Source organism: Stenotrophomonas sp. IS26 (assembly GCF_054188265.1).
The window spans coordinates 25147-48214 of the sequence record NZ_JBSZJV010000019.1 but is presented as its reverse complement, the minus strand read 5'-3'; the positions used below and the strand labels follow the sequence as shown (position 1 = coordinate 48214).

Genomic DNA, 23068 nt, shown 5'->3' with positions numbered 1-23068 from the left:
TCCTTGTCTGCGCACTGGCCCCGGTGGGGGCGACATGCGCCCAGGCACCCAAGGCGGCTGTCAGGGCCGTGGCGTCACCGCATACCTCCGATGGCATGGCCTGCGACAGCCCGAACCAGTCGCAGGCCGGGCTCAACCAATGTGCCAGCAACAGCGCGCAGCGCGCCGATGCCGAGCTCAATCGGATCTATGCCAACGTGCTGGCGCTCAATGCTCAGGACCCCGTTTTCCTGGAGCGGTTCAAGGCAGCGCAGCGCGCCTGGCTGGTGTTCCGCGATGCCCAGATCGCGGCGCGGTATCCGTCTCCAGACGACTATGGGAGCGTTCTGCCGATGTGCCAGAGTGGCGACTACGAGCAGCTGACCCTGGATCGGATCAAGCAGCTCAAGGCCTGGGTTGCCGGGGTCGAGGAGGGTGACGTGTGCGCCGGGTCCTATTCCATGAGCGGGCGCTAGCCGGGGCCGTTTAACGCGTCGGTACGGCCAGGTGCGCACACTGGTTCTGTCTGCACTGTCCCTCATGCACCCGAACCGGAGATCCCATGTCCTTCAACGCCCTCCTTGCGACCAAGACCGGCGATACCATCGCGGCCGGTCTCGTCCAGCTGACCGAGCAGGATCTGATGCCCGGCGACGTCACCGTTGCCGTGGAGTACTCCACGGTGAATTACAAGGACGCCCTTGCGCTGAGCGGCCGTTCGCCGGTGATCCGCACCTTCCCGCTCATTCCCGGCATCGATCTGGCCGGTGTGGTTGAAACGTCCACCCACCCGGGTTTTGCGCCGGGCGATCGCGTGCTGGTCAACGGCTGGGGCTTGAGCCAGACCCACCATGGCGGCTATGCGCAGAAGGCGCGTGTGCCAGGCGAGTGGCTGGTGAAGATTCCTGCGGCGTTTTCCAGCCGCGATGCGATGGCCATCGGCACCGCCGGTTACACCGCGATGCTGTCGGTGCTGGCGCTGGAGCATGGCGGGGTGTCACCGGATCAGGGCGACATCCTGGTCACTGGCGCGAACGGCGGTGCCGGGTCCATCGCGATCGCACTGCTCTCCACGCTGGGCTACCGGGTCGTCGCGTCAACCGGCCGGCTCGAGGAATCCGCCTATCTCAAGGAACTGGGTGCGGCAGAGATCATCGACCGCGCGACGCTGTCCGAGGCCGGTGCGCCGATCGCCAAGGAACGCTGGGCCGGTGCGATCGACGCGGTGGGCAGCCACACGTTGGCCAATGTGCTGGCGCAGACGCGCTACCGCGGCGTGGTGGCGGCGTTCGGGTTGGCCCAGGGTGCGGATCTGCCGGGCTCGGTGCTGCCTTTCATCCTGCGCAACGTGACGCTCGCCGGCATCGATTCGGTCAACGCGCCTTACGCCGCGCGCGAGCAGGCGTGGACGCGCCTGGCGGCCGATCTGGACCTGGGCAAGCTGGCGCGCACCACCCAGATGATCGGTCTGGCCGAGGTGCCGGCGCTGGCCGACCAGGTGCTGCAGGGGCGTGTGCAGGGCCGCACCGTGGTCGACGTCAACGCGTGATCCAGTCGCGGCACTAAGGCGGGTGGGGGCCCGGCAGCTGCTTGACCAGCTGTTCGGCCATGGCCTTGTAGATCGGCACGCGGCACACCAGGCCGGAGATGCCGCGCGCGACCAGCACGGTGGCCAGGATGGGCAGCAGCATGTCGCTGCTGTCGGTCAGCTCCAGCGAGATGACCGCCGAGGTCAACGGTGCCTGGGTGACGCCGGTCAGGTAGGCACACATCCCCAGCAGCACGAAGATGCGTTCATCGACCGAAGGCATGAGGGCGGCGAGGTTGTGGCCGAGCCCGGCGCCGACGGCCAGGGCGGGCGAGAACAGGCCGCCGGGAATACCGGCGACGTAGGAGACCAGATTGGCGACAAGCTTCATCAGCCCGAACTCGTGACCCACCGAGGGTGCTCCCTGCACCAGCCCCTTGGCCTGCTCGTAGCCGGTGCCGAAGGCCCCTGCGCCAAACGCTGCGCCCAGCAGCACCAGGGCGAGCCCGCACAGCGCCGCCAGCAGGACCGGATGGCGCTGGCGCAGCGTGCCCAGCCAGCGTGGTCTGCCTTCCATGGTCAGCAGCACGGCTTTGGCGAACAGGCCGCCAAGCAACCCCGCCACGGTGCCGCACAGCACGATCGCCAGCCAGGCCTGCCCCAGCGGCAACGTGGCACTCACCTTGCCGAAGTACGTGTAGTTGCCGAGCAGGCCCAGCGACACCACGCCACCCACGATGACTGCGGTGAGCAGCGTGCCGGAGAAGCGGTGCTCGAAGCGGCCGCTGAGCTCTTCGATGGCGAATACGATGCCCGCCAGCGGCGTGTTGAACGCCGCCGCGATGCCGGCTGCGCCGCCGGCGAGCAGAAAGTGCGACAGCTCTTTCGGATCGCGGAACCCGAACCATCGCCCGAACATGTACATCACGCTGGCACCGACGTGCACGGTAGGGCCCTCCCGGCCCACCGAGGCGCCCCCGAGCAACGACAGCGTGGTCAAGGCGAGTTTGCCTGCCGATACGCCCAGCGAGAGATTCACACGCCGGAACGTGGGCGTCGGGATCTCCAGGGCCGCGATCACCTGCGGAATCCCGCTGCCGCGGGTGGGCTTGAGCGCGCCACTGGTCAGCCACGCCAACAGCGCGAACACGGTTGGGGTGAGCAGCAGCGCCCACCAGATCGAATGGGCGATGATCGACTGGAAGACCCGGAAGGCCGCATCACTGGCCTTGGCAAACACGATCGCGACCAGGGCGACAGCCACGGCACCGCCCCACAGGGCCGCACGGCGCTTCCACGCATCCCTGGACAGGAGAGGGCGTTGAGGGTCTGGCGAGGTCATGGGGCGGATTATCCCACGGTGATTCGCCGGTCCTTTTCACCCAATCTGTCGGTTTGCGCTTTCAAACGCGGGTGCCAGCGCGGTGCCAGTGCAGGCACGCTGCGGGTTCACGTGCCGGGGGTGTCCGTGCCGGGCAGGCGGTGGATGACAGCGTCGTAGGGAACAAGGTCGAGGAAGGCGGTGACGTCGACCGCCTTGCCCGCGCGCATCCGGAATATCCAGACGTAGTCGTTGCGATACGGCCTGCCGTCCCGGGCCACCGCGTTGCCGGCCCACTGGATGATCACATGCTCGCCGTCCGCCCAGATCTGTCGGGAGGTCGGGCGGACCGGCGTGCGTAGCCGGCTCACGAAGGGAAGCACCGCGCGGGCGATGAAGTCCTCCCGCCCGCGGTAGGTGCCTGAGCTCGGGCTGGAGCCGGCGATCGTCCACACGACCTCGGGTGCGAGCACTTCGCCGAAGAACGCCGTGCCACCGGCCGCCCATCGATCGAAGGCCTCGGTCACCACCTGCTTGTTGTGCGCCGTGTGCGGCAGGGTGGCTTCAGCCGCCGCGGCGACCGGGATCAGTGGCCCAACGGCGAGCGAGGCCACCGTGATGGCCATGGCGAGCATCCCGCCAAAGGGAGAGGTTGCCATGGCTTATCTCCGCCCGCTCAGCGTGGCGGTGCCGAAGATCAACTGCTGGGCCATCGGCCGGCCGATGAAGCGGGCGGGGAAGATCGGTGCCGGTGCACTGGCCTCATCCAATCGGGCCAGATGCGCCTCGCTCAGCACGACGGTGAGGGCGCGGAGATTGTCTTCGGCCTGCGCCACGGTGCGTGCGCCGATGATCGGCGAGACCACCGCGGGGTTGGCCAGCGTCCAGGCAATGGCCACCTGCGAGCGCGTCACGCCCAGTTCCTCCGCCACGTCACCCACCACTGCGGCGATTGCCAGCGAGCGTTCGTTGAGATGACCGATCGAGGCGATCACCCCTTTGCGGCTGCTTGCCACGTCCGCACCATTTTCGTCGGAGAGATCGGCGCGGGTGTACTTGCCGGTCAGGATGCCACCCCCCAGTGGCGACCACGGCAGTACCCCCAAACCCATCGCCTGGGCCATGGGCATGAGTTCGTGCTCCACGGTGCGCTCGACCAGGCTGTACTCGATCTGCAACGCGATCAACGGCGACCAGCCGCGCAGGTCCGCCAGGATCTGCAGTTCGGCGACGCGCCACGCCGGGGTGTTGCAGATGCCCAGATACTGGACCTTGCCGGCGCGGACGAGATCGTCCAGCGAGCGCATCACTTCGTCCGGGCGGGTGGTGAAGTCCCAGGCGTGTACGTACAGCAGATCGATGCGATCGGTATCCAGCTGGCGCAGGCTGGCTTCCACCGAGCGCACCAGGTTGTAGCGGTGGTTGCCGCCGGCATTGATGTTGGCCGGGTCGCGCGCCATGGTGAATTTGGTGGCCAGCACCAGCCGGTCGCGCTGGGCCTTGGCGAAGCGGCCGAGGATGCGTTCGGCGGCGCCGTTGGTGTAGTTGACCGAGGTATCGATGAAGTTGCCGCCGCGGTCGACGTAGGCATCGAAAATCCGCTGGGCTTCAGCGTCATCGGCGCCCCAGCCCCAGTCGGCGCCGAAGGTCATCGTGCCCAGCGAGAGGGGGGAGACGCGCAGCCCGGAACGGCCGAGCAGGCGGTAGTGATCAAGCGAGGCAGGGGACGTCATGCGAAGGATCTCCGGGGCGGGCAGGGCGGTGCCTGCGTGGGCTCCCATTGTTCTGGCGCGTCGCGTTGACCCGGTAGCCGGGTCCTCCGGCATGCTTGCACGATCGTACAAACACGACGGATGATGTCGACCTGTCCTGCCGCGCCCATGGAGACCTGCATGGCCCCGCTCGCGTTGTTCCGTGATGCCATCGCCCGGCATGCACCGCGCGATGGCACCTTCGCGTGCCGGCTGCCCGGGGTGAAGCTGATCCGTTGCAGCACCGCGACGCTGCCCATGCCGGTGATCTACGAGCCCACCGTGTGCTTCGTCGCCCAGGGCCGTAAGCGTGCCCTGCTCGGGTCGAGCGTTTACTACTACGATCCGACCCGTTATCTGGTGGCGTCGGTCGGGCTGCCGGTGATGGGCTCGGTGATCGAGGCGACCGCGACGCAGCCGTATCTGAGCCTTCAGGTCGATCTCGATGCGGCGGTGCTGGGCGAGCTCGCGCTGCAGTATCCGCAGCCTGCCGGCGAGCCAGCGGTCGCCGCGGGCCTGGCGCTCGACACGATGACACCCGGGCTGCTGGATGCCGCCACGCGGCTGGTCTGCTTGCTGGATTCACCGGACGACGCCGAGGCGCTGGGGCCGCTGGTGCTGCGCGAGATCCTCTATCGGCTGTTGACCGGCCCCAACGGCAGCGTGCTGCACGCGATCACCCGCGGCGACAGCCGGCACGGCCAGGTTGCCCGCGCGATCCTGTGGATCCGGGCGAATTTCCGTGGTGTCTGGCGTACCGATGAGGTGGCGCGCGTTGCGGGCATGAGTCGTTCGAGCTTCCATGCCCATTTCAAGGCGGTCACGGCGATGAGCCCGCTGGACTTCCGCACACAGTTGCGGATGCAGGAGGCGCGCCGGCTGATGGTCAATGACGGTCTGGATGCGGCCGATGCCGGCCACCGGGTGGGCTATGAGAGCCCCTCACAGTTCAGCCGGGACTACTCACGGCTGTTCGGCATGCCACCGGCAACGGACGCGCAGCGGCTGAGGTTGGCGGAGGTGTGAGCGTGCCGGTGCTTGCGCGATGACATCGGGAGGAGCGGCGGGACACCGTGGTGTGGCCGCACTCCCATGATGCCCGCGATGTAAGCGAAGGTGCCGCCGGTCAGACCGGGGCGAAACCGCGGGTGGTCTTCTTTTCGTTCTTTTCCGCCTTCTTTTCCTTGGCGGTCTTGGCAGGTTTCTTCTTCTGCTCTTTCTGTTTGTTCAGGCCTTTGGCCATGGCGACGCTCTCCAGGTGGGTTGCAACGGAGGCGAGCATGGCACATCCGGTGTCGGCCGGCGCATCGGCGTGCGATGGGTGCGCTGAAGTGAACCCGGGGTGCGCCCGGTCATGGCGCAGGCATATCCCGATAGACCGCCTCGCTGCTCAGCACCTTCAGTCCGTCCGGGCCACTGTGCAGCCGCCGCTGCTCAGCGACCGCCTGCTGCCATTGCAGGCGATAGCCGCTCATGTCGGGGTCGGCCAGTAGACACTGTCCGGTGTCGAACGCGCACCGAAGATGGCCTGGCCCACGCGTACCACGGTAGCGCCTTCTTCGATGGCGATCTCGACGTCACCTGACATGCCCATGGAGAGTTCCTCCAGGCTGACGCCCGGCGGCAGGGTGGGGCGCAACCGGTCGCGCAGGTCGCGCAGGCGCGCGAAGCACGGGCGTACCTGTTCCGGATCCGGCGAGAACACCGCCAGGGTCATCAGCCCGCGCACGCGCAGGTTGGAGAAGGCCGGCAGCTGCTGCACGAAATCGGCGACCTCGATCGGGTCCAGACCGTATTTGCTGTCCTCCCCGGAGGTGTTGACCTGCACGAACACATCCAGCGTGCGCTGCTCCAGTTCCAGCCGCTGATCCAGTGCCTGTGCCACGCGCAGGCTGTCCAGCGCCTGGAACTCGCTGGCGAAGCGTGCGACGTCGCGTGCCTTGTTGGTCTGCAGGTGGCCGATCACCGACCAGCGCAGGCCGGGCAGGTCGGCCATCGCCGCGGCCTTGCGCTGGGCTTCCTGCACCTTGTTCTCGCCCAGCTCATGGCAGCCGGCCTCCCACGCCAGGCGCAGGCGGGCCTCATCGACGGTCTTGCTGACCGGCAGCAGGCGCACGCTGGCCGGGTCGCGGCCGGCCAGTGCGCAGGCGCGGGCGATGCGTTCGCGGACCATCGCCAGGTTGTGGCGGATCTCGTCGACAGTGGTGGCCTGGGGCCAGGTGGGGGCAGCGATGGGCATGGGGAGCTCCGGAAGCGGGGACGGCTGCGGCGCGTCGGCGCGCCGGCAGGGCGGTCCCATGACAACGGACAGGTTGTCATAGCACTATCCGAAAATCACCGCCCGCCGATGTCAGGGCGCCGCAGCGGCGTTCGGGCTGACGTAGTGCGTCTGTTCGTCGTCGTTGAGGAAGATCAGTTCCGGTTTGCCCTGCCAGGAGGTCAGCATCGCGCCGGTGCTGTTCTGGTGCTTGACCACCAGGGTGGCGCCGCGATCCGGGTTGGCGGTGACCTTGAATACCTCGGTGGTGCCGGTGGCATCATCGAGGGTGAGGATGGCCTCGTCGCCGACATCGGCGGTGCCGTAGCCGCCACGCTCGGAGCCATCGGCGCCCAGCAGGATCAGGCCTGACAGCGGTGACGCGCGCGGCCCCTGGGTGACGCCCTTGGTGAGCGGATCGGGGACGGGGGCGCCGAGAATCACCCGCGCCTGGCCACTGGCATCGCGGATCACCAGGCCACGGGCGGTGATGACACGCTCCTCGGACTGGCTCTGGTGCAGGCGCAGCGCGGTCCAACCGGAAACGATCAGGGCGAGGCTGGAAACGACCAGCGTGGTGATGGTCAGCGCGCGCGACATGTGGCTCTCCGGATCCTTGGAAGGCTGCGACCATACCGGATAGGGCATTCACGACACCAGTCGGAAAAGTCTGGAATTACATTCAGAGCGTGAGGTCGGTCACGGGATGGCTCAGCGGAAATCGCGGCTGTGGGTACGCACGCCGTCGATCAGGGGGTCGATGTTGTGCATCTGGCGGACGATCAGGTGCTGCACGCCGTCCACGCGTTCGAGCCGGCCGTCGATCTGCATCAGTTGCGCTTCAACCAGTACGCGATGCTGGCGGTCGGCGATCTTGCGCCAGACCACGGCGTTGACCATGCCGCATTCGTCTTCCAGGGTGAGGAAGGTGACCCCGCTGGCGGTCTGCGGGCGCTGGCGCATGCGCACCAGCCCGGCAAAGCGCACGCTGCGCCCGTGCGGCAGGGCGGCCAGTTCGTCGGAGCGGTGGCAGCGGCGCTGGCGCAGCTGGCTGCGGATGAAGGAGACCATGTGCCGGCCCAGCGTGGTGCCGGTGGTGTTGTAGTCGGCCTGCATGTCCTCGAACGCGCTGGGCAGCGGCAGCGGGACGGCGGCCTCGGTGGTGGCGCGGGCAGATTCGAACAGCGGCAGCGGCTTTTCCACGCCGGAGACGTCCCAGCGTGCACGATGGCGATGGCCGCTCAAGCCCTTGAGTGCACCGGCATCGGCCAGCAGGCCCTGGTGGCGACGGTCCAGCTGCGCGCGCTGGCTCAGGTCGGCCACGCTCTCGAAAGGCGCGCGCTGGCGCGCCTGCACCACGCCGGTGGCGACCGCCTCGCTGAAGCCATCGACCAGGCGCAGGCCCAGGCGGATGCCGAATGGCCGGCCCGGCGAGGGGGGCGGGACCAGCGTGCAGTCCCAGTCGCTGTAGCGTACGTCCACCGGCAACACCGGTACGCCGTGGCGACGCGCATCCTGCAGGATCTGGTCCGGGGTGTAGAACCCCAACGGCTGGCTGTTGATCAGGCTGGCGGCAAACGCGGAAGGATGGTGGCACTTGAGCCAGCAGCTGACATAGGTGATCAGCGCGAAGCTGGCCGCATGGCTTTCCGGGAAGCCATAACTGCCGAAGCCTTTGATCTGCTCGAACAGGCGCTCGCCGTATTCGCGGCTGTAGTTGTTGGCGGCCATGCCGGCGAGCAGCTTGTCGCGGTGCGGCTCCAGCCCGCCGTGGCGCTTCCACGCGGCCATCGAGCGGCGCAGTGCGTCGGCCTGCCCGGGGCTGAAACCGGCGGCGGCGACCGCCAGCTGCATCACCTGTTCCTGGAACAGCGGCACGCCGAGGGTGCGTTTGAAGACCTTCTCCAGCTCGGGCGGGTAGTCGACCTCTTCGATGCCTTCTTCCTTGAGCTTCTTCCGTCGGTTCAGATAGGGGTGGACCATGTCGCCCTGGATCGGGCCGGGGCGCACGATCGCCACTTCGATCACCAGATCGTAGAAGCAGCGCGGCTGCATGCGCGGCAGCATCGCCATCTGCGCGCGCGACTCGATCTGGAACACGCCCAGGGTGTCGGCGCGGCAGATCATGTCGTAGGTGGGGCCATCGCCGGAGGGGATATCGGCCATGCCCATCTTGGGCTCGCCATGCGCTTCCAGCATCGCCAGGCACTTGCGCACGGCGGTGAGCATGCCCAGTGCCAGGCAGTCCACCTTCATCAGCCCGGTGACATCCAGATCGTCCTTGTCCCACTGGATCACGGTGCGGTTGTCCATGGCCGCGTTCTCCACCGGCACCATCGTGGACAGGGGGTGTTCGGAGATCACGAAACCGCCCGGGTGCTGGGACAGGTGGCGCGGGAAGTCGACCAGTTCGGCGGTCAGCGCCACCACCCGCCGCATCAGCGGGGTCTCCGGGTCGAAGCCGCGCTCGCGCAATGCCTCCGGCAGCGGCTCGTGGCTGCTCCAGCGGTCCAGGCAGGCGGCCAGTTCGTTGACCTGGTCTGGCGGCAGGCCCAGCACCCGGGCCACATCGCGCACCGCGCTGCGGCCCCGGTAGCTGATCGCCACCGCGGTCAATGCGGCGCGTTCGCGACCGTAGCGGTTGAACACGTACTGCAGCACTTCCTCGCGGCGTTCGTGTTCGAAGTCGATGTCGATGTCCGGCGGCTCATCGCGTTCGGCGGAGATGAAGCGCTCGAACAGCAGCGCCATCTCGCTGGGGTCGATCTCGGTCACGCCCAGCACGTAACACACCGAGGAATTGGCGGCCGAGCCGCGGCCCTGGCAGAGGATCTGCTGGCCGCGCGCGAAGCGCACGATGTCGTGCACGGTCAGGAAGTATGACTCGTACTGCTTGGTGTGGATCAGCGCCAGTTCGTGTTCGATCTGGTGGCGTTGCTGGGGCGTCTCGCCCGCGGGCCAACGCCATTGCATGCCTTCTTCCACCAGCACCCGCAGCCAGCTGGCCGGGTCGTGGCCGGCTGGCACCAGTTCGCGCGGGTAGGTGTACTTCAGTTGCTTGAGATCGAAGTGGCAGCGCTCGGCGATGCGCACGGTTTCGGCCAGCAGCTCGGGCGGGTACAGCGTGGCCAAGGCCTGGCGGGTACGCAGGTGGCGCTCACCGTTGGGGAACAGGCGCCAGCCGGCTTCGCCGAGCGTGCAGTGGTGGCCGATCGCGGTGAGGGTGTCCTGCAGCGCGCGGCGGCGGCGCACATGCATGTGCACATCACCGCTGGCCACCAATGGAATGCCCTGGTCGCGACCGAAACGACGCAGGCGCTGCAGGCGCGCGCGGTCGTCGGCCTCGCGGTGCAGTTCAACCGCCAGCCACAGGCGCTGCGGGAAACAGGCCTGCAGCCACTGTGCATCCTCGATCCCGGGGCTGGGGGCGACCCACAGGCACAACAGGCCCGCATGCAGCTGTTCCATGTCGCTGCGCAGGCAGCGGTACTCGCCCTTGGGCGCGCGCCGGCGGCAGGTGGTGATCAGCTGGCACAGCGCGGCGTAGCTGCCCTGGTCGGTGCACAACAGCACCAGTTTCGGGCCATCTTCCAGCTGGAATTCGGCACCGGTGATCAGGGGCAGTGCGTGCTTCTGCGCCGCCTGCCAAGCGCGCACGATGCCGGCCAGCGAGCACTCATCGGTGATCGCCAGCGCGTGGTAGCCCTGGCCCTTGGCACGCGCGAACAACTCCTCGGCGATGGACGCGCCGCGCTGGAAACTGAAGGCCGACAGGCAATGCAGTTCGGCGTATCCGGGCAGCGGTGCGCTCATGCGAACCAGCCGTGCAGCATGAACGGTCCGCTGCGTGCATCAGCGGCGGTATAGGCCCAGCCGCGCTGGCCTTGCGTGGTTTCGACCACGTAATAGTCGCGGCGGATGTCGTCGGCATCCCACCAGCCCGACTCGATCCGCTCCGGCCCGGACAGGATGCGCAGGTGTGGGTCCTGCAGCGCCTGCGGCTGGGCCAGCAGCCAGCCCGGGCGCATCGGCAGTACCGCAGGCGGGGCCTTGGGTGCGCCCTGGGCGTCACCGGTCGCGCGTTCGGGCCGATGATCGGCGCGCAGCCCCAGCCCCTGCACGGCGTCATCGCCGAGCCGGGCGCGCAGGCGCTCGCGCAGCTGTTCCCACGGCATGGCCTGTTGCGGGCGCGGGTCGAACAGATCGCGTGCGGCCGGCACGAACGGCGGCAGTTGCTCGGCCTGCAGGCGCAGGCCGCGGCTGCCCGCTGGCAACTGCAGATGATCCACACGGTTGCGGGCCAGCTCGAACAGCATCGCCGGTTCGCGCTCGGGCGCGAGCAGGCCGATCGAGAGGCGCGTATCGGGGTGGTGTTCGTGTTCGAACCACAGATCGAACTGCAGCACGCCGCCATCGCGCGAACACAGGAACGCGGCCAGATCGGCGGTCAGGCGCCGCAACGGGAACAGCATGGCCTGGGTGGACTCGACCTCGTACTCGAACTCGATGCGCGCATCGAAGCGGTCCGGCGGCTGGAAATAGCGCAGCGGCGGCGTGCTGATCCCGCGCAGCGCATCCAGGTGCGCCAGTACCTGCGGCGGGAAGCGCCGGGCCAGGCTCTCGCGCGGCAGGCCGAATGCCGCGCCCAGTGTGCGCAACCCCGAGCGCGCCAGCACCGTGACCGCCTCGGCCGGCAACCCGCTGCGTTCGATCGGCACCTGGGCCAGGGCCGCCTCCACCTGGTGCGCAGCCACGCCGAGCCGGCCATGCACGCGGGCCAGTACGCTGGCGGCATGCGGATTCGGTGCGGCCACCAGCCGGTGGCGGAAACCCAGTTCGGTCAGGCCACGGGTGAGCCGCTGCTCGACCTCCGGCCAATCACCGAACAGCGCGCGGCTGGCCCGGATCTCCAACGCCAGCGCGTGCGGGAAATCCAGGCTGACCTGCGAGCTGATGCCGTACAGCCAACTGGCCAACAGCTGGCGGGTGGCCTGTTCGGCGCGCGGGTCGTATTCCACGGTGAGCATGTCGCGGGTGAGCACCTGCGCAGCTGAGAGCAGCATGCCGCGGCGCAGCCCCAGCTGCCGCGCCGAGGGACTGACCGCATGCAGCACGCGCCGCTGCGCCGGGCCGGTGACCAGCACCAGCGGCGCGGCCGGGTCCGGTTGCTGGCGCAGGGCGGCATCCAGCGCCAGGTGCGGCAGCAGCAGGCAGGCCCAGTCCACGGCGGCCGCTCAATGGGCCACGGCCAGCGGCAACGGCTGGGCCGGTGCCAGCCCGCCACGGCATTTGAGGACACGCACCTGGCCATCGTCGAGCTGCAGGCGCAGCGCGGCCGGGGAGGGGTTGCGCGCGTGCCGGGCATCGCGGAAGGAAAACCCCAGGCACTGGCCGGTTTCGGCCGCCACCTGCAGCCGGCGCAGCGCGCGGTCATCGGCCTGTTGCGGCCAGCACAGCACCGCCGCGCACGCGGCCGAGCGCAGGCATTGTTCGGCGGCCCACAACGCATCGCGCGGGCTGGCCTGGACCACCTGCACCTGGTTCAGCGCCAGCCCGGCGCGGGCCCACGCCGGGGCATGCGGCAGGTGCGGCGGGGCGATCAGCACCACGGTCTGCTGTTGCTGGCTCAACCGCGCCAGCGTCGGCCAGACCAGGGCCAGCTCACCGACCCCGGGCGAGGCCAGCAGCACCTCCGACAGCGCCGAGGGCGGCCAGCCACCGCCCGGCAGGCGGGCATCCAGCGCCGGGTGGCCGGTCGGGTGCGGGGCCACCTCCGGGAAGGCCGCACGCGGCTGCCCCCGCCAGACCCGGCGGGTTTCCAGCAGCCGGTCCAGGGCCAGCACGGCGCCCATCAGCGGGCCTCCCGGCAGGGCTGGAGCAGGTGGAAACGGGCAGGAAACAAGGGCATGGCGGCGAGTATCGGCAGCACGCGTGTCAAAGGCTGAGACCGACAATCCTACCCGCAATTAGTAAAAATGCTAACGAATTCGGCGGCCGGATTCCGAACCGGTTGGGGGTGATGAATGCTTCAGGAGCGCGGAATGGCAGCGCGCCAGATGGGATGGCCACGCGCGTGATGGAGGGCATCCACGCATGGCGTGGATCTACTCAGCGCCCCTGCGGATCGGGCCGGTGGTGCACGTACTCGACCACGGTGCCGTCCGGATGCACGGCGTTGAAGGCCGCCCCGGTGGGCACGACCTGCAGTGGAAAGATGATCTGCGCCCCGGCCGCCACCAGCCGGTCGTAATAGGGCTGCACGTCATCCACCAGCAGCGTGCCGGTGGTGGAGGTGAACGGGGCCAGCTTGTCCGGCGCGCCCTCGATCAGCAGGAACGCCCCGACCATCGCCAGGCGCAGGCCGGCCTCGGGGAACGGAAAGCCCGCATCGGCGACCACGCCCTGCAACTGCTCGTAGAACGCCACCCGTGCTTCCAGTTCGCCTGGGCCGACGAACACCCGGATCAGCACCCGCGGGCTGCGTTGCCGGGAGGTGTCGTTGCGGTCGCGCCAGAGTTGATCGAAGTGGCGGTGTGGGGGCATGCGGCGGCTCCGGGACGTGAGCGCTCATTATCGAGCCGCGATCCGCCCGGAACCGGGCAGGCCTCATGACCACCGGTGATGGCGTGATAACCCGGCATCGCCCACCAGGCCAGCAACGCCAGCAGCGACACACCGGCACCCGCCGTGCAGACCCCGGGCCAGCCGAACGCGGCATACAACGCACTGCCGGCCAGCGCCCCCAGCCCACTGCCGGCCGCGTAGAACAGCATGTAGGCGGCGATCACCTGCGCCTGCGCATGCGGGGCTGCGGCCAGAATCCGGCTCTGGTTGGTCACGTGCAGCGCCTGCACTGCCATATCCAGCAGCAGCACGCCGAGCACCAGCCAGCCCAGGTGGTGGGGCATCGCGGCGATCGGCAGCCAGCTCAGCAGCATCAGCCCCAGGGCGCCGGTGGTCACCCGCCCGGCATGGCCCCGGTCACTCCAGTGCCCACTGCGTGCCGCCGCCAATGCACCGAGCAGCCCGACCAGCGCGAAGGCACCGATGGCGGTGTGCGTGAGCGCATACGGCGGCGCGCCCAGCGGCAGGCTCATGCTGCTCCAGAACAGGCCGAACACGGTGAACAGCAGCAGGCCCAGCACGCCGCGCTGGCGCAGCACCGGCTGTTGCCGCAGCAAGGCGATCAACCCGGTGCGTGCGGTGGGTGGCGTCGCCACCGGCAGCCGTGGCAGACGCGCCCACAACAGCGCGCCCGTCACCACCATCAGCGCCGCCGAGAGCAGGTACACCGCCCGCCATCCGCCCAGATCGGCCACCGCGCCGGCCACGACGCGTGCCAACAACAACCCGACTACCACGCCCGCCTGTGCGGCGCCGACCACGCGGCCGCGCTCGTGCCCGCCTGCAGCGGCGGCGGCATAGGCGATCAGCCCCTGGGTCATCGCGGTGCCGAGCAGGCCCACCGCCAGCATGCCCAGCAGCAGGCTCCAGGCCTGCGCGGCCAGCGCGACGGCCAGCAGGGCCAGCACCAGGCCACCGGTCTGGATCGCCATCAGGCGGCGGCGGTCCACGCGGTCACCCAGTGGCACCACCCATAGCAGCGCCGCCACCGACCCCAGCTGGGTGGCGGCGATCACCGCGCCGATGCGGGAGGTGCTGATCTGGAGATCGGCGGCCAGCGCGTCCAGCAAGGGCTGGGCGTAATAGACATTGGCCACGCTCAAACCGGCGGCGCAGGCGAACAGCATCAGCAGGGCGGAGGGGAGGCGGGAGGCAGGGGGTCGGGCGATGATCGCCATATGTAGTCTCAAAATAGAACCAGTTGATTCTGGGGCATGTGGTTCTAAAATGAAACCTGGAAAGGAGGCCGCTCATGACAACCGATGCCACTACCCCCTGCCCGGTGGGGCGCGCGCTGGATCTGGTCGGTGACCGCTGGTCGCTGCTGATCGTGCGCGAAGCTTTCGACGGGGTGCGCCGCTTCAGCGATTTCCAGCGCCGCCTGGGAATGTCGCGCAGCATGCTGAGCCAGCGCCTGCAGGCCTTGCTGGAAGCGGACGTGCTGGCGCAGCAGCCGCTGGGCGAAGGCCGCAGCTATCAGGAATATGTGCTCACCGAGCGCGGTCGCGCGCTGTTCCCGCTGGTGGTGGCGCTGCGCCAATGGGGCGAGGCCTTCCTGTTCGCACCCGGCGAGCCGCGCTCGGTGCTGCAGGCCGACAGCGATGGGCAGCCCTTGGCCCCGATGCAGCCGCGCGACCAGCGTGGGCAGGTGGTTGAGGGCGCCGACACCCGGGTGATGAAGCCGCTGTCGCCCTGATTTCGCGCGGGTTGTGGTGTCTCAAATGTAAGCATCCTGTTGACAGGCATGAACACGCTCGCCCACTCTTCCGGGGTGGGGCGCCGGTCACGGGCTCCCGGGTGGTGCGGCTGTCACGACGGGCGGAGGGGCCTGGACGTAGTCGTCATCGCCTTGCGTTGTAAACGGTTCCGCGCGCCCGCGCGTGGTTCCCGCCGACATGGCGCTGCACCCTTCTGCGGCAAGACTCCCTGGATTTATTGCGCAAGCAAAGGTGTTTCGTCCGCTCATGAAAACGATTTCAAAGCCCCTGGCCCTGACGGCCGCCATCGCGCTCTCGCTGAGCGCTTCCGCTTGGGCTGCTGCCCCGGCCGCCGCCACCGACGCGTTCACCGTGCTGACCCTGGAACAGACCCCGGGTGAGCTGGACGCCGCCGTGGTCGCCGCGCAGCTGGAGCAGCTGCAGGTCGATGCAGTGACCGTGCGCAACGTGGAGCGCCGCGCCGACCGCGTGGATCCGCTGCAGGGCCTGGCCGATGCGCTGGGTTATCACTATCGTTTCGTGACCGCCGATCCGGCCGCCGCGCAGCAGACCGGCAGCGTCGTGCTCACCCGCCTGCCGATCGAGGCCGAATCGGGCACCGAGCAGCCGTCGCTGAATTACCTGCGCCTCAACGATGGCCGCCACGTGGTCGCGCTGTACACCAGCGCCGCCGATGCGGCGGCACTGCCCCCGCTGGTCACCGGTTCGCGCCTGGGCGCGCCGGCCGTGCTGCTGGGCGCGGTCAGTGCCGATGCAGCCACCACCGCAGGCTTCGATCCGTCGCGCGTCGCGCTGGAAGCCAATGAAAGCTACTTCAGCGATGGCTTCCAGTCCGCCACGTCGGCGGCGATCAAGCTGCGCACCCATGACGGCAAGAAGGGCACCACCGCCGCCACGCTGCTGACCCTGGGGTATGCCGCGCCGGTCGGTGGCGACACGCCGTGGATGGACACCGGCCTGAACGCCGATGCCCGTGCCAAGGCGCTGGTCGCGCAGATGACCGTGGATGAGAAGTTCCAGATGCTGCACAGCTACTTCGGGCTGGGCAAGGATGGCGGTCCGCTGCCGGAAGGCGCGGTCGGTTCGGCCGGTTTCGTGCCGGGCGTGCCGCGCCTGGGCATTCCGGCGCAGCAGTCGGCCGATGCCGGTGTCGGCGTGACCAATCCGGGCGGCCTGCGCAAGGGCGACCACGCCACCGCGATGCCGTCCGGCCCGTCCACGGCCTCCAGCTGGAACCCGGATATCGCCTTCGCTGGCGGTGCCACCATGGGTCGCGAAGCCTGGCAGCAGCGCTTCAACATCCTGTTGGCCGGCAGCGTCAACCTGCAGCGCGATCCGCGCAATGGCCGCAACTTCGAATACGCCGGTGAAGATCCCCTGCTGGCCGGTGTGCTGGTCGGTGAGTCGATCCGCGGCGTGCAGAGCCAGCATGTCATCTCCACGATGAAGCACTTCGCGCTCAACGACATGGAGACCTCGCGCAATTTCCACAGCGCCGAGATCGGCGAGCAGGCGATGCGCGAATCGGACCTGCTGGCGTTCGAGATCGCCATGGACATCGGCAAGCCCGGTTCGGCGATGTGCTCGTACAACCGCATCAACGGCACCTACGGCTGCGAACACGATTACCTCATGAACGAGGTGCTCAAGCAGGAATGGAAGTTCCCCGGTTTCGTGATGTCCGACTGGGGTGGCGTGCACAGCGGCTCCAAGGCGGCGCTGGCGGGCCTGGACCAGCAGTCGGCCGGTGAAGTGTTCGACAAGGCGGTCTATTTCGACGAACCGCTGCGCCTGGCCGTGGCCGGTGGCGTGGTGCCGCAGGCGCGCCTGGACGACATGGTGAGCCGCATCCTGCGCACCATGTTCGCGCACGGCAATTTCGATCTGCCGCCTGTGCATGAGCCGATCGACGACGAGGCCGGCTTCCACGCCGCGCAGCGCACCGTCGAAGAAGGCAGCGTGCTGCTGCGCAATGCCGATGACCTGCTGCCGCTGGGCAAGGACGTGCAGCGCATCGTCATCATCGGTGGACATGCCGACAAGGGCGTGATCGGTGGCGGCGGTTCCTCGATGGTGGGCTGGACCGCGCGCGGCACCAATGCGGTGCCGGGTGTGATGCCGACGACCTGGCCGGGCCCGGTGATCTTCCACCCGTCCTCGCCGCTGGAAGCGCTGCGCGCCGAGCGTCCGGATGCCCGCATCGATTACGTGGATGGCCGCGATGTGGCCGCCGCCGCGCGCGCTGCCGCTGCCGCCGATGTGGCCATCGTGTTCGCCACGCAGTGGTCGGCCGAATCGGTCGATCTGCCGCACATGCAGCTGCCGGACAACCAGGACGCGCTGATCGCCGGTGTGGCCAAGGCCAACCCGAAGACGGTGGTGGTGCTGGAAACCAACGGCCCGGTCGAGCTGCCGTGGCTGCAGCAGGTGCCGGCCATCCTGCAGGCCTGGTACCCGGGCATCCGGGGCGGTGAAGGCATCGCCGCGCTGCTGACCGGCAAGATCAATCCGTCCGGTCGCCTGCCGGTGACCTGGCCGACCGATGTCAGCCAGCTGCCGCGCCCGCACGTCAATGGCCTGGGCTTCAACCCGAAGAACAAGCCGGATGACACCATCGACTACGACATCGAAGGCGCCAACGTCGGCTACAAGTGGTTCGCCGCCAAGGGCCTGACCCCGCAGTATGCGTTCGGCCATGGCCTGTCCTACACCAGCTTCGGCTACGACAACCTGCAGGTGGTGGTGGACGGCCAGCGTGTGGTCGCCAGCGTGGACGTGCGCAACACCGGCAAGGTCGCCGGTGCGGATGTGCCGCAGCTGTACCTGCAGCTGCCGCAGGGCAGCACCACCCCGATCCGCCTGATCGGCTTCCAGAAGGTGACGCTGCAGCCGGGCGAAAGCCGCCGGATCCGCATCGAAGCCGAGCCGAAGACGCTGGCCAGTTTCGATACCGCTGCCAAGCAGTGGAAGATCGCCGGTGGGCAGTACGAAGTACAGCTCTCGCGCGCGGCCAATGCACCGGTGCAGCGCGTGCCGCTGGAGCTGGCCGAGCAGGTGGTCCGCTGAGCTGACGGGCAGGGCACGACCGTCGGTCGTGCCTCCGGTCACCCCGGCAGGTGCTCGCGCAGGTGCGCCAGCAGCAGCCGGACCCGGCGCGAGGGCTGGGTGGCGTTGGGAAACACCGCATACACGCCCTGGCGCGGGAAACGATGACGGCGCAGGATCGGCAGCAGCCGGCCCTGCGCCAGATCGTCATCGATCAACCACTGCGGCAACACCGTCGCGCCGGCCCCGGCCAGCGCGAATGCGCGCAGCGTTGAGGCGTTATCGACCGTGACCACCGCATGGGCGGGGTTGCAGGCAAACACCTGGTCGCTGCCATCGGGCGCCACCAGCGGTAGATCCGCCAAGCGCGGATACCCCAATCGTGGCAGCGTGCGGATCCAGTCCGGGTCATCGCGCGCGGCATCATCGGGCAGCGTGGACAACAACGACGGCGCGGCGACCGCGCACAGCGCGTGTTCGTCCAGCAGGGTCGCGCGCAGCTGCGAATCCTGCAGGCGCCCCAACCGGATCGCCAGATCGAACCGCTCGGGAATCAGGTCCGCCGGCGCCGGTGAAGTGGACAGGTGCAGGCGCAGCTCCGGATGCAGGGCGCGGAAGGATTCCAGCACCGGCACGACCCGGGCGATCGCATACTCCGGCGTGGTGGTCAGCCGCAGCGTGCCACGCAGCTGCAGCTGTTCGCTGCGTGCCTCCTCGATCGCCAGCTCGGCAGTCGCCAACAGGGCGGTGCAGTGCTGGTAGAAGCGTTCGCCGGCCTCGGTCAGCGCCAGGCTGCGGGTATTGCGCACCAGCAGGGTCACGCCCAGTTCCTGCTCCAGCCGTTTGAGGTTGAAACTCACCACGGCGCGGCTCTGGCCAAGGCGCTGCGCGGCAGCGGTCAGGCTGCCGGCGTCGACAATCGCCTTGAAGGTCTCGAAGCGGTCCAGGCTGACCATGGCGGCGCTCTGACTGTCAAAAAAGGTTTGACAGTCTGGCATCCGGTTGCCCGTATATCCAGCCACCGCCAACGCGCATGCTGCCGCCTCGCAATTGGAGCGCCGCATGACATACCGGGCCAGGGTGGAAACGCTGTACCTGCTGGGATTCTCGCTGGACCTGGTGAACATGTTCATCGGTACCGTCGCGTATCCGGCCATCGCCGCCGACCTGCAGGCCTCCGTGCCGCAGCTGGCGTGGATCGGCAACGCCTACATGCTCGGCCTGACCCTGGTGATTCCACTGGGCAGCTGGCTGGCCGCGCGCCTCGGCGAGCGCAGGGTGCTGTGCCTCTCGCTGGCCCTGTTCACCGCGGGCGCTGTGCTGGCAGGCACCGCGCCGAGCATCGAGTGGCTGATCGGCTGGCGCCTGCTGCAGGGGCTGGGTGGCGGGCTGTTGATTCCGGTGGGGCAGGCGATGGCCTACCGCGAATGCCCGCCGGCCGACCGCGCGCGTCTGACCGCCCGCATCATGGCGGTGGCACTGCTGGTGCCGGCGCTGTCGCCCACGCTGGGCGGCCTGCTGGTGGAGTGGGGCTCATGGCGCGGCGTGTTGCTGGTCAGTGTGCCCCTGGCCATGGTGGCCTTGGCGCTGGCGGCGTGGTGGGTGCGTCCGCGTGAGCCGGTGGTCGTACCGGCGCTGGACCGTCGCGGGCTGCTGTTGGGCTCACTGGGCCTGAGCGTGTTGCTGGTTGCGCTGAGCCTGTTGGCAGAGCCGGGGCAGCGGATGCTCGGCGCGGGCCTGCTGGTGGTCGCCACCCTGGTGCTGGCGTTGTATGCCCGCAGTGCGCGCCTTACGGATCATCCGGTCCTGCAGTGGTCGCTGCTGCGGCATGCCTCGCTGCGGCTGGCGATGCTGATCTATCTGCTGGTGCCAGGTACGTTCATCGGCACCCAGCTGGTGGCCACGCTGCTGCTGCATCGGCAGGGCTACGGGGCCGCAGCGATCGGGGGTTTCATGCTGCCGTGGGCGATCGCCTCGGCCTGCGCCATCGCCACCACACGGCACTGGCTGCCACGCATTGGGGCGCGCCCGCTGTTGACGGCTGGCATGGGAGGCCAGGCGGTCGGCATCGCGTTGTTGATCGGCCTACCGGCCAGTCAACCGTGGCTGCCGGTGCTGGCCTTCGCACTGATGGGCCTGGGCGGGAGCCTGTGCAGCAGCAGCGCACAGACGCTCGCGTTCCAGACACTGGCGGACGCGGAGCTGCTGCCGGGCAGTGCGCTGTGGAATCTCAACCGCCAACTCAGTTTCTGTCTGGCCGCCGCGCTGCTGGCCTGTGTGCTGGCAGTGCTGTCCTCCGTGCTGCCAGCGCACGCGTTCCCGCTCACCCTGATGCTGGCGGCGGGCATGAGCCTGCTGCCGATGCTTCTGCTATGGCGCCTGCCGGCGTCTTCCCTTGCCTTGAGAGCCTCCCCATGAATGACACGCTTGCCTTCAACGAGATCCATGACCTGCATGTGCTGATCGAAGACTGGTTCACCGGGCGCTCGCCGGTGGCTGCGCTGGACACGCTGCTCGCCCGTTTCAACGACGACTTCAGCATGGTCGGGATCCGTGGCATCCGCTTGGACAAGCCCGCGCTCGCCGACCTCTTCGCCTCCGCCCATGGCAGCCGGCCCGGGCTGCAGATCACGGTCGATGCAATGCAGTACCTGCCGCTCGCGCCCGCCGCCTGCGCGGTGCGCTATCGCGAGGATCAGGTCGGCGCGGAGGGCACCGGCCATCGACGTGAGGCCTTGGCGGTTCTCGTGAGCCGCCCGGACGGCACGCTGCGCTGGCAGGCTTTGCACGAAACGGTGGTTGGCGGCTGAATGCGCGAAATGGCCACGGAACAGGCCGATCGGCATCTACCGGCGCAGGCCGCGCGGCGCTAGGCTGCGGGAGTTGCCATCACTGCCGGGAGAGCCCCATGCGTGTGCGTGTAGTGCCAGTTGCGCTGTTGAGTCTGATGGTTGCCGCCAGTGTGTCGGCGCAGACCTCGCCGATGACCCCGGACATCCCCGCCAAGGGCTTCGTGACGCCCACGGCGCAGGACAACTACGACAAGCGCGTGGTGATGGTGCCGATGCGCGATGGGACGAAACTCTACACGGTGATCGTGGTGCCCAAGGGCGCCAGGCACGCGCCGATCCTGCTGACCCGTACGCCTTACGATGCCGCCAACCGTGCCAAGCGCATGGATTCGCCGAACATGCGCGACATCCTGCCGCAGGGCGACGAGGTGTTCGTCGATGGCGGGTACATCCGGGTGTTCCAGGACATCCGCGGCAAGTACGGCTCCCAGGGCGATTACGTGATGACCCGGCCGCTGCGCGGGCCGCTCAACACCACGAAGGTGGACCACGCGACCGACGCGTGGGACACCATCGATTGGCTGGTCAAGCATGTACCCGAAAGCAATGGGAAGGTCGGCATGCTGGGTTCGTCCTATGAAGGCTTCACCGTGGTGATGGCGCTGACCAACCCGCATCCGGCACTGAAGGTGGCTGCGCCGCAGAGCCCGATGATCGATGGCTGGATGGGCGATGACTGGCTCAATTACGGTGCGTTCCGGCAGGTCAATTTCGGCTATTTCACCGGCCAGCTGGCCAAGCGCGGCAAGGGGCCGTCCATTCCCAGCGTCGGCTACGACGACTACACGACCTTCCTGCGCGCCGGCTCGGCAGGGGACTACGCCAAGGCCAATGGCCTGGATCAGTTGCCGTGGTGGCACAAGCTGATCGAACACCCCAGCTACGACGCGTTCTGGCAGGAACAGGCGCTGGACGCGCGCATGGCCAAGACGGAGCTGAAGGTGCCCACGATGTGGCTGCAGGGCCTGTGGGACCAGGAAGACATGTGGGGCGCGGTGCACAGCTACGCGGCGATGGAGCCGCGTGACACCGGCAACACGCTGAACTATCTGGTGATGGGGCCGTGGCGGCACAGCCAGGTCAACTACGACGGCAGCAGCCTGGGCGCCTTGAAGTTCGACGGGGACACCGCGCTGCAGTTCCGCCGCGATGTGCTCAAGCCGTTCTTCGATCAGTACCTGGTGGATGGCGCGCCCACGGCGCAGACGCCGCCGGTGCTGATCTACAACACCGGTGAAAACCAGTGGGACAAACTGCAGCAATGGCCGCGCAGCGTGGCGCAGTCCAGGCCGCTGTATCTGCGCGCGGGCGGCAAGCTGTCCTTCGAAGCGCCGCAGGCGGGTGAGGCGACGTTCGAGGCCTATGTGTCCGATCCGGCCAAGCCGGTGCCGTTCGTGCCGCGCCCGGTGCGGTTCGCTGATCGGGATATGTGGACGAGCTGGCTGGTGAAGGATCAGCGCTTCGTGGATGGCCGCCCGGACGTGCTCACCTTCGTCAGTGAGCCCTTGACCGAACCGTTGCGGATCGGCGGTGCGCCGCAGGTCAATCTGCAGGCAGCCACGAGTGGCAGCGACAGCGACTGGGTGGTGAAGCTGATCGATGTGTATCCGGACCAGACGCCGTCGACGCCGGAGATGGGCGGCTACGAGCTGTCGGTCTCGATGGCGATCTTCCGTGGCCGGTACCGCGAGAGCTTCAGCGACCCGAAGGCGATCGCGAGCAACCAGGTGCTGGACTACACGTTCGGTCTACCAACGGCGAACCATGTGTTCCAGCCGGGCCATCGGGTGATGGTGCAGGTGCAATCAAGCCTGTTCCCGCTGTATGACCGCAATCCGCAGACGTTCGTGCCGAACATCTACCTGGCCAAACCGGGCGATTACCAGAAGGCGACGCAGCAGATCTGGCACGCGCCGCAGCAGGCCAGTTTCATTTCATTGCCTGTGTACTGAGCGCCGGAGTATCGCCCGCACGGATGTTGCCGGATGCATTG

The 23068-nt window shown here is 68.4% G+C and carries 21 protein-coding genes; 8 read left to right on the top strand and 13 right to left on the bottom strand.

All coding sequences use genetic code 11. From position 1 onward, the window contains the following. Positions 1 to 68 precede the first annotated feature (68 nt). Positions 69 to 455: a lysozyme inhibitor LprI family protein gene (locus tag ACW6W5_RS14845; protein ID WP_193222746.1), complete on the top strand. Its 387-nt coding sequence runs from the start codon at positions 69 to 71 to the stop codon at positions 453 to 455. Between the two features lie 86 nt (positions 456 to 541). Continuing rightward, positions 542 to 1528 carry an acrylyl-CoA reductase (NADPH) gene (gene acuI / locus ACW6W5_RS14840; RefSeq protein WP_152151325.1) on the top strand — a complete coding sequence of 329 codons (987 nt, stop codon included), beginning with the start codon at positions 542 to 544 and terminating at the stop codon, positions 1526 to 1528. 13 nt (positions 1529 to 1541) lie between these two features. On the opposite strand, the gene ACW6W5_RS14835 is transcribed toward acuI, so the two are convergent. From ACW6W5_RS14835 to ACW6W5_RS14825, 3 genes are all read right to left on the bottom strand, one after another. After that, positions 1542 to 2849 (bottom strand): chloride channel protein, encoded by a 1308-nt coding sequence (locus tag ACW6W5_RS14835; RefSeq protein WP_152151327.1) that lies wholly within the window; start codon positions 2847 to 2849, stop codon positions 1542 to 1544. A 107-nt stretch (positions 2850 to 2956) separates the two neighbouring features. Further along, the gene (locus ACW6W5_RS14830; RefSeq protein WP_226956582.1) at positions 2957 to 3487 is read right to left on the bottom strand and encodes a nuclear transport factor 2 family protein; all 531 of its coding nucleotides are present in this window, start codon (positions 3485 to 3487) and stop codon (positions 2957 to 2959) included. Positions 3488 to 3490: 3 nt separating this feature from the next. Beyond that, on the bottom strand, positions 3491 to 4561 hold the full coding sequence (locus tag ACW6W5_RS14825; RefSeq protein ID WP_152151329.1) for an aldo/keto reductase: 1071 nt from the start codon (positions 4559 to 4561) through the stop codon (positions 3491 to 3493). A 159-nt stretch (positions 4562 to 4720) separates the two neighbouring features. Between ACW6W5_RS14825 and ACW6W5_RS14820 the strand changes: the two genes are divergently transcribed. Further along, positions 4721 to 5605, top strand: a complete 885-nt coding sequence (locus ACW6W5_RS14820; RefSeq protein ID WP_121037066.1) for an AraC family transcriptional regulator — start codon at positions 4721 to 4723, stop codon at positions 5603 to 5605. 100 nt (positions 5606 to 5705) lie between these two features. Here the strand turns inward: ACW6W5_RS14820 and ACW6W5_RS14815 are convergent, their stop codons facing one another. The 9 genes from ACW6W5_RS14815 to ACW6W5_RS14775 all read right to left on the bottom strand — a co-directional run bounded on the left by ACW6W5_RS14815 (position 5706) and on the right by ACW6W5_RS14775 (position 14638). Continuing rightward, entirely contained in the window at positions 5706 to 5861 is a 156-nt protein-coding gene (locus tag ACW6W5_RS14815; protein WP_167390404.1) for a hypothetical protein, read from the bottom strand. Positions 5862 to 5931: 70 nt separating this feature from the next. Next, the gene (locus ACW6W5_RS14810) at positions 5932 to 6054 is read right to left on the bottom strand and encodes a hypothetical protein (RefSeq protein WP_264298036.1); all 123 of its coding nucleotides are present in this window, start codon (positions 6052 to 6054) and stop codon (positions 5932 to 5934) included. After that, positions 6051 to 6818 carry a YggS family pyridoxal phosphate-dependent enzyme gene (locus tag ACW6W5_RS14805; RefSeq protein ID WP_121037064.1) on the bottom strand — a complete coding sequence of 256 codons (768 nt, stop codon included), beginning with the start codon at positions 6816 to 6818 and terminating at the stop codon, positions 6051 to 6053. Before ACW6W5_RS14805 ends, ACW6W5_RS14810 begins: the two co-directional genes overlap by 4 nt. A gap of 111 nt (positions 6819 to 6929) precedes the next feature. Further along, positions 6930 to 7436: a hypothetical protein gene (locus ACW6W5_RS14800; RefSeq protein ID WP_121037061.1), complete on the bottom strand. Its 507-nt coding sequence runs from the start codon at positions 7434 to 7436 to the stop codon at positions 6930 to 6932. A 111-nt stretch (positions 7437 to 7547) separates the two neighbouring features. Further along, complete coding sequence (locus tag ACW6W5_RS14795) at positions 7548 to 10649, bottom strand: error-prone DNA polymerase (RefSeq protein ID WP_152151331.1); 3102 nt, start codon at positions 10647 to 10649, stop codon at positions 7548 to 7550. Continuing rightward, positions 10646 to 12061 carry a Y-family DNA polymerase gene (locus ACW6W5_RS14790; RefSeq protein ID WP_152151333.1) on the bottom strand — a complete coding sequence of 472 codons (1416 nt, stop codon included), beginning with the start codon at positions 12059 to 12061 and terminating at the stop codon, positions 10646 to 10648. The genes ACW6W5_RS14795 and ACW6W5_RS14790 overlap by 4 nt, the downstream gene beginning before the upstream one ends. A gap of 9 nt (positions 12062 to 12070) precedes the next feature. After that, on the bottom strand, positions 12071 to 12688 hold the full coding sequence (gene imuA / locus ACW6W5_RS14785; RefSeq protein WP_088433373.1) for a translesion DNA synthesis-associated protein ImuA: 618 nt from the start codon (positions 12686 to 12688) through the stop codon (positions 12071 to 12073). Between the two features lie 256 nt (positions 12689 to 12944). Then, positions 12945 to 13379: a VOC family protein gene (locus ACW6W5_RS14780; protein ID WP_070425312.1), complete on the bottom strand. Its 435-nt coding sequence runs from the start codon at positions 13377 to 13379 to the stop codon at positions 12945 to 12947. Further along, entirely contained in the window at positions 13301 to 14638 is a 1338-nt protein-coding gene (locus ACW6W5_RS14775) for an MFS transporter (protein ID WP_121037056.1), read from the bottom strand. The genes ACW6W5_RS14780 and ACW6W5_RS14775 overlap by 79 nt, the downstream gene beginning before the upstream one ends. 74 nt (positions 14639 to 14712) lie before the next feature. Between ACW6W5_RS14775 and ACW6W5_RS14770 the strand changes: the two genes are divergently transcribed. Together ACW6W5_RS14770 and ACW6W5_RS14765 are read left to right on the top strand one after the other, a co-directional pair. Next, on the top strand, positions 14713 to 15156 hold the full coding sequence (locus ACW6W5_RS14770; RefSeq protein ID WP_121037054.1) for a winged helix-turn-helix transcriptional regulator: 444 nt from the start codon (positions 14713 to 14715) through the stop codon (positions 15154 to 15156). A 268-nt stretch (positions 15157 to 15424) separates the two neighbouring features. Further along, positions 15425 to 18244 carry a beta-glucosidase gene (locus tag ACW6W5_RS14765; RefSeq protein ID WP_152151335.1) on the top strand — a complete coding sequence of 940 codons (2820 nt, stop codon included), beginning with the start codon at positions 15425 to 15427 and terminating at the stop codon, positions 18242 to 18244. 38 nt (positions 18245 to 18282) lie between these two features. Here ACW6W5_RS14765 and ACW6W5_RS14760 read toward each other — a convergent pair whose 3' ends face one another. Beyond that, on the bottom strand, positions 18283 to 19179 hold the full coding sequence (locus tag ACW6W5_RS14760) for a LysR family transcriptional regulator (protein WP_152151336.1): 897 nt from the start codon (positions 19177 to 19179) through the stop codon (positions 18283 to 18285). A gap of 106 nt (positions 19180 to 19285) precedes the next feature. On the opposite strand from ACW6W5_RS14760, the gene ACW6W5_RS14755 reads away from it, so the two are divergent. The 3 genes from ACW6W5_RS14755 to ACW6W5_RS14745 all read left to right on the top strand — a co-directional run bounded on the left by ACW6W5_RS14755 (position 19286) and on the right by ACW6W5_RS14745 (position 23027). Beyond that, entirely contained in the window at positions 19286 to 20641 is a 1356-nt protein-coding gene (locus tag ACW6W5_RS14755; RefSeq protein WP_152151338.1) for an MFS transporter, read from the top strand. Beyond that, complete coding sequence (locus ACW6W5_RS14750) at positions 20638 to 21033, top strand: hypothetical protein (protein WP_152151340.1); 396 nt, start codon at positions 20638 to 20640, stop codon at positions 21031 to 21033. Before ACW6W5_RS14755 ends, ACW6W5_RS14750 begins: the two co-directional genes overlap by 4 nt. 98 nt (positions 21034 to 21131) lie before the next feature. Further along, positions 21132 to 23027 (top strand): CocE/NonD family hydrolase, encoded by a 1896-nt coding sequence (locus tag ACW6W5_RS14745; protein ID WP_152151342.1) that lies wholly within the window; start codon positions 21132 to 21134, stop codon positions 23025 to 23027. Positions 23028 to 23068 lie beyond the last annotated feature (41 nt).

Bases quoted from the DNA above. Each gene is read 5' to 3' on its own strand.
- acuI (WP_152151325.1), top strand. From the start codon at position 542: ATGTCCTTCAACGCCCTCCTTGCGACCAAGACCGGCGATACCATCGCG.
- ACW6W5_RS14835 (WP_152151327.1), bottom strand. From the start codon at position 2,849: ATGACCTCGCCAGACCCTCAACGCCCTCTCCTGTCCAGGGATGCGTGG.
- ACW6W5_RS14830 (WP_226956582.1), bottom strand. From the start codon at position 3,487: ATGGCAACCTCTCCCTTTGGCGGGATGCTCGCCATGGCCATCACGGTG.
- ACW6W5_RS14825 (WP_152151329.1), bottom strand. From the start codon at position 4,561: ATGACGTCCCCTGCCTCGCTTGATCACTACCGCCTGCTCGGCCGTTCC.
- ACW6W5_RS14820 (WP_121037066.1), top strand. From the start codon at position 4,721: ATGGCCCCGCTCGCGTTGTTCCGTGATGCCATCGCCCGGCATGCACCG.
- ACW6W5_RS14815 (WP_167390404.1), bottom strand. From the start codon at position 5,861: ATGCTCGCCTCCGTTGCAACCCACCTGGAGAGCGTCGCCATGGCCAAA.
- ACW6W5_RS14810 (WP_264298036.1), bottom strand. From the start codon at position 6,054: ATGAGCGGCTATCGCCTGCAATGGCAGCAGGCGGTCGCTGAGCAGCGG.
- ACW6W5_RS14805 (WP_121037064.1), bottom strand. From the start codon at position 6,818: ATGCCCATCGCTGCCCCCACCTGGCCCCAGGCCACCACTGTCGACGAG.
- ACW6W5_RS14800 (WP_121037061.1), bottom strand. From the start codon at position 7,436: ATGTCGCGCGCGCTGACCATCACCACGCTGGTCGTTTCCAGCCTCGCC.
- ACW6W5_RS14795 (WP_152151331.1), bottom strand. From the start codon at position 10,649: ATGAGCGCACCGCTGCCCGGATACGCCGAACTGCATTGCCTGTCGGCC.
- imuA (WP_088433373.1), bottom strand. From the start codon at position 12,688: ATGGGCGCCGTGCTGGCCCTGGACCGGCTGCTGGAAACCCGCCGGGTC.
- ACW6W5_RS14780 (WP_070425312.1), bottom strand. From the start codon at position 13,379: ATGCCCCCACACCGCCACTTCGATCAACTCTGGCGCGACCGCAACGAC.
- ACW6W5_RS14775 (WP_121037056.1), bottom strand. From the start codon at position 14,638: ATGGCGATCATCGCCCGACCCCCTGCCTCCCGCCTCCCCTCCGCCCTG.
- ACW6W5_RS14770 (WP_121037054.1), top strand. From the start codon at position 14,713: ATGACAACCGATGCCACTACCCCCTGCCCGGTGGGGCGCGCGCTGGAT.
- ACW6W5_RS14765 (WP_152151335.1), top strand. From the start codon at position 15,425: ATGAAAACGATTTCAAAGCCCCTGGCCCTGACGGCCGCCATCGCGCTC.
- ACW6W5_RS14760 (WP_152151336.1), bottom strand. From the start codon at position 19,179: ATGGTCAGCCTGGACCGCTTCGAGACCTTCAAGGCGATTGTCGACGCC.
- ACW6W5_RS14755 (WP_152151338.1), top strand. From the start codon at position 19,286: ATGACATACCGGGCCAGGGTGGAAACGCTGTACCTGCTGGGATTCTCG.
- ACW6W5_RS14750 (WP_152151340.1), top strand. From the start codon at position 20,638: ATGAATGACACGCTTGCCTTCAACGAGATCCATGACCTGCATGTGCTG.
- ACW6W5_RS14745 (WP_152151342.1), top strand. From the start codon at position 21,132: ATGCGTGTGCGTGTAGTGCCAGTTGCGCTGTTGAGTCTGATGGTTGCC.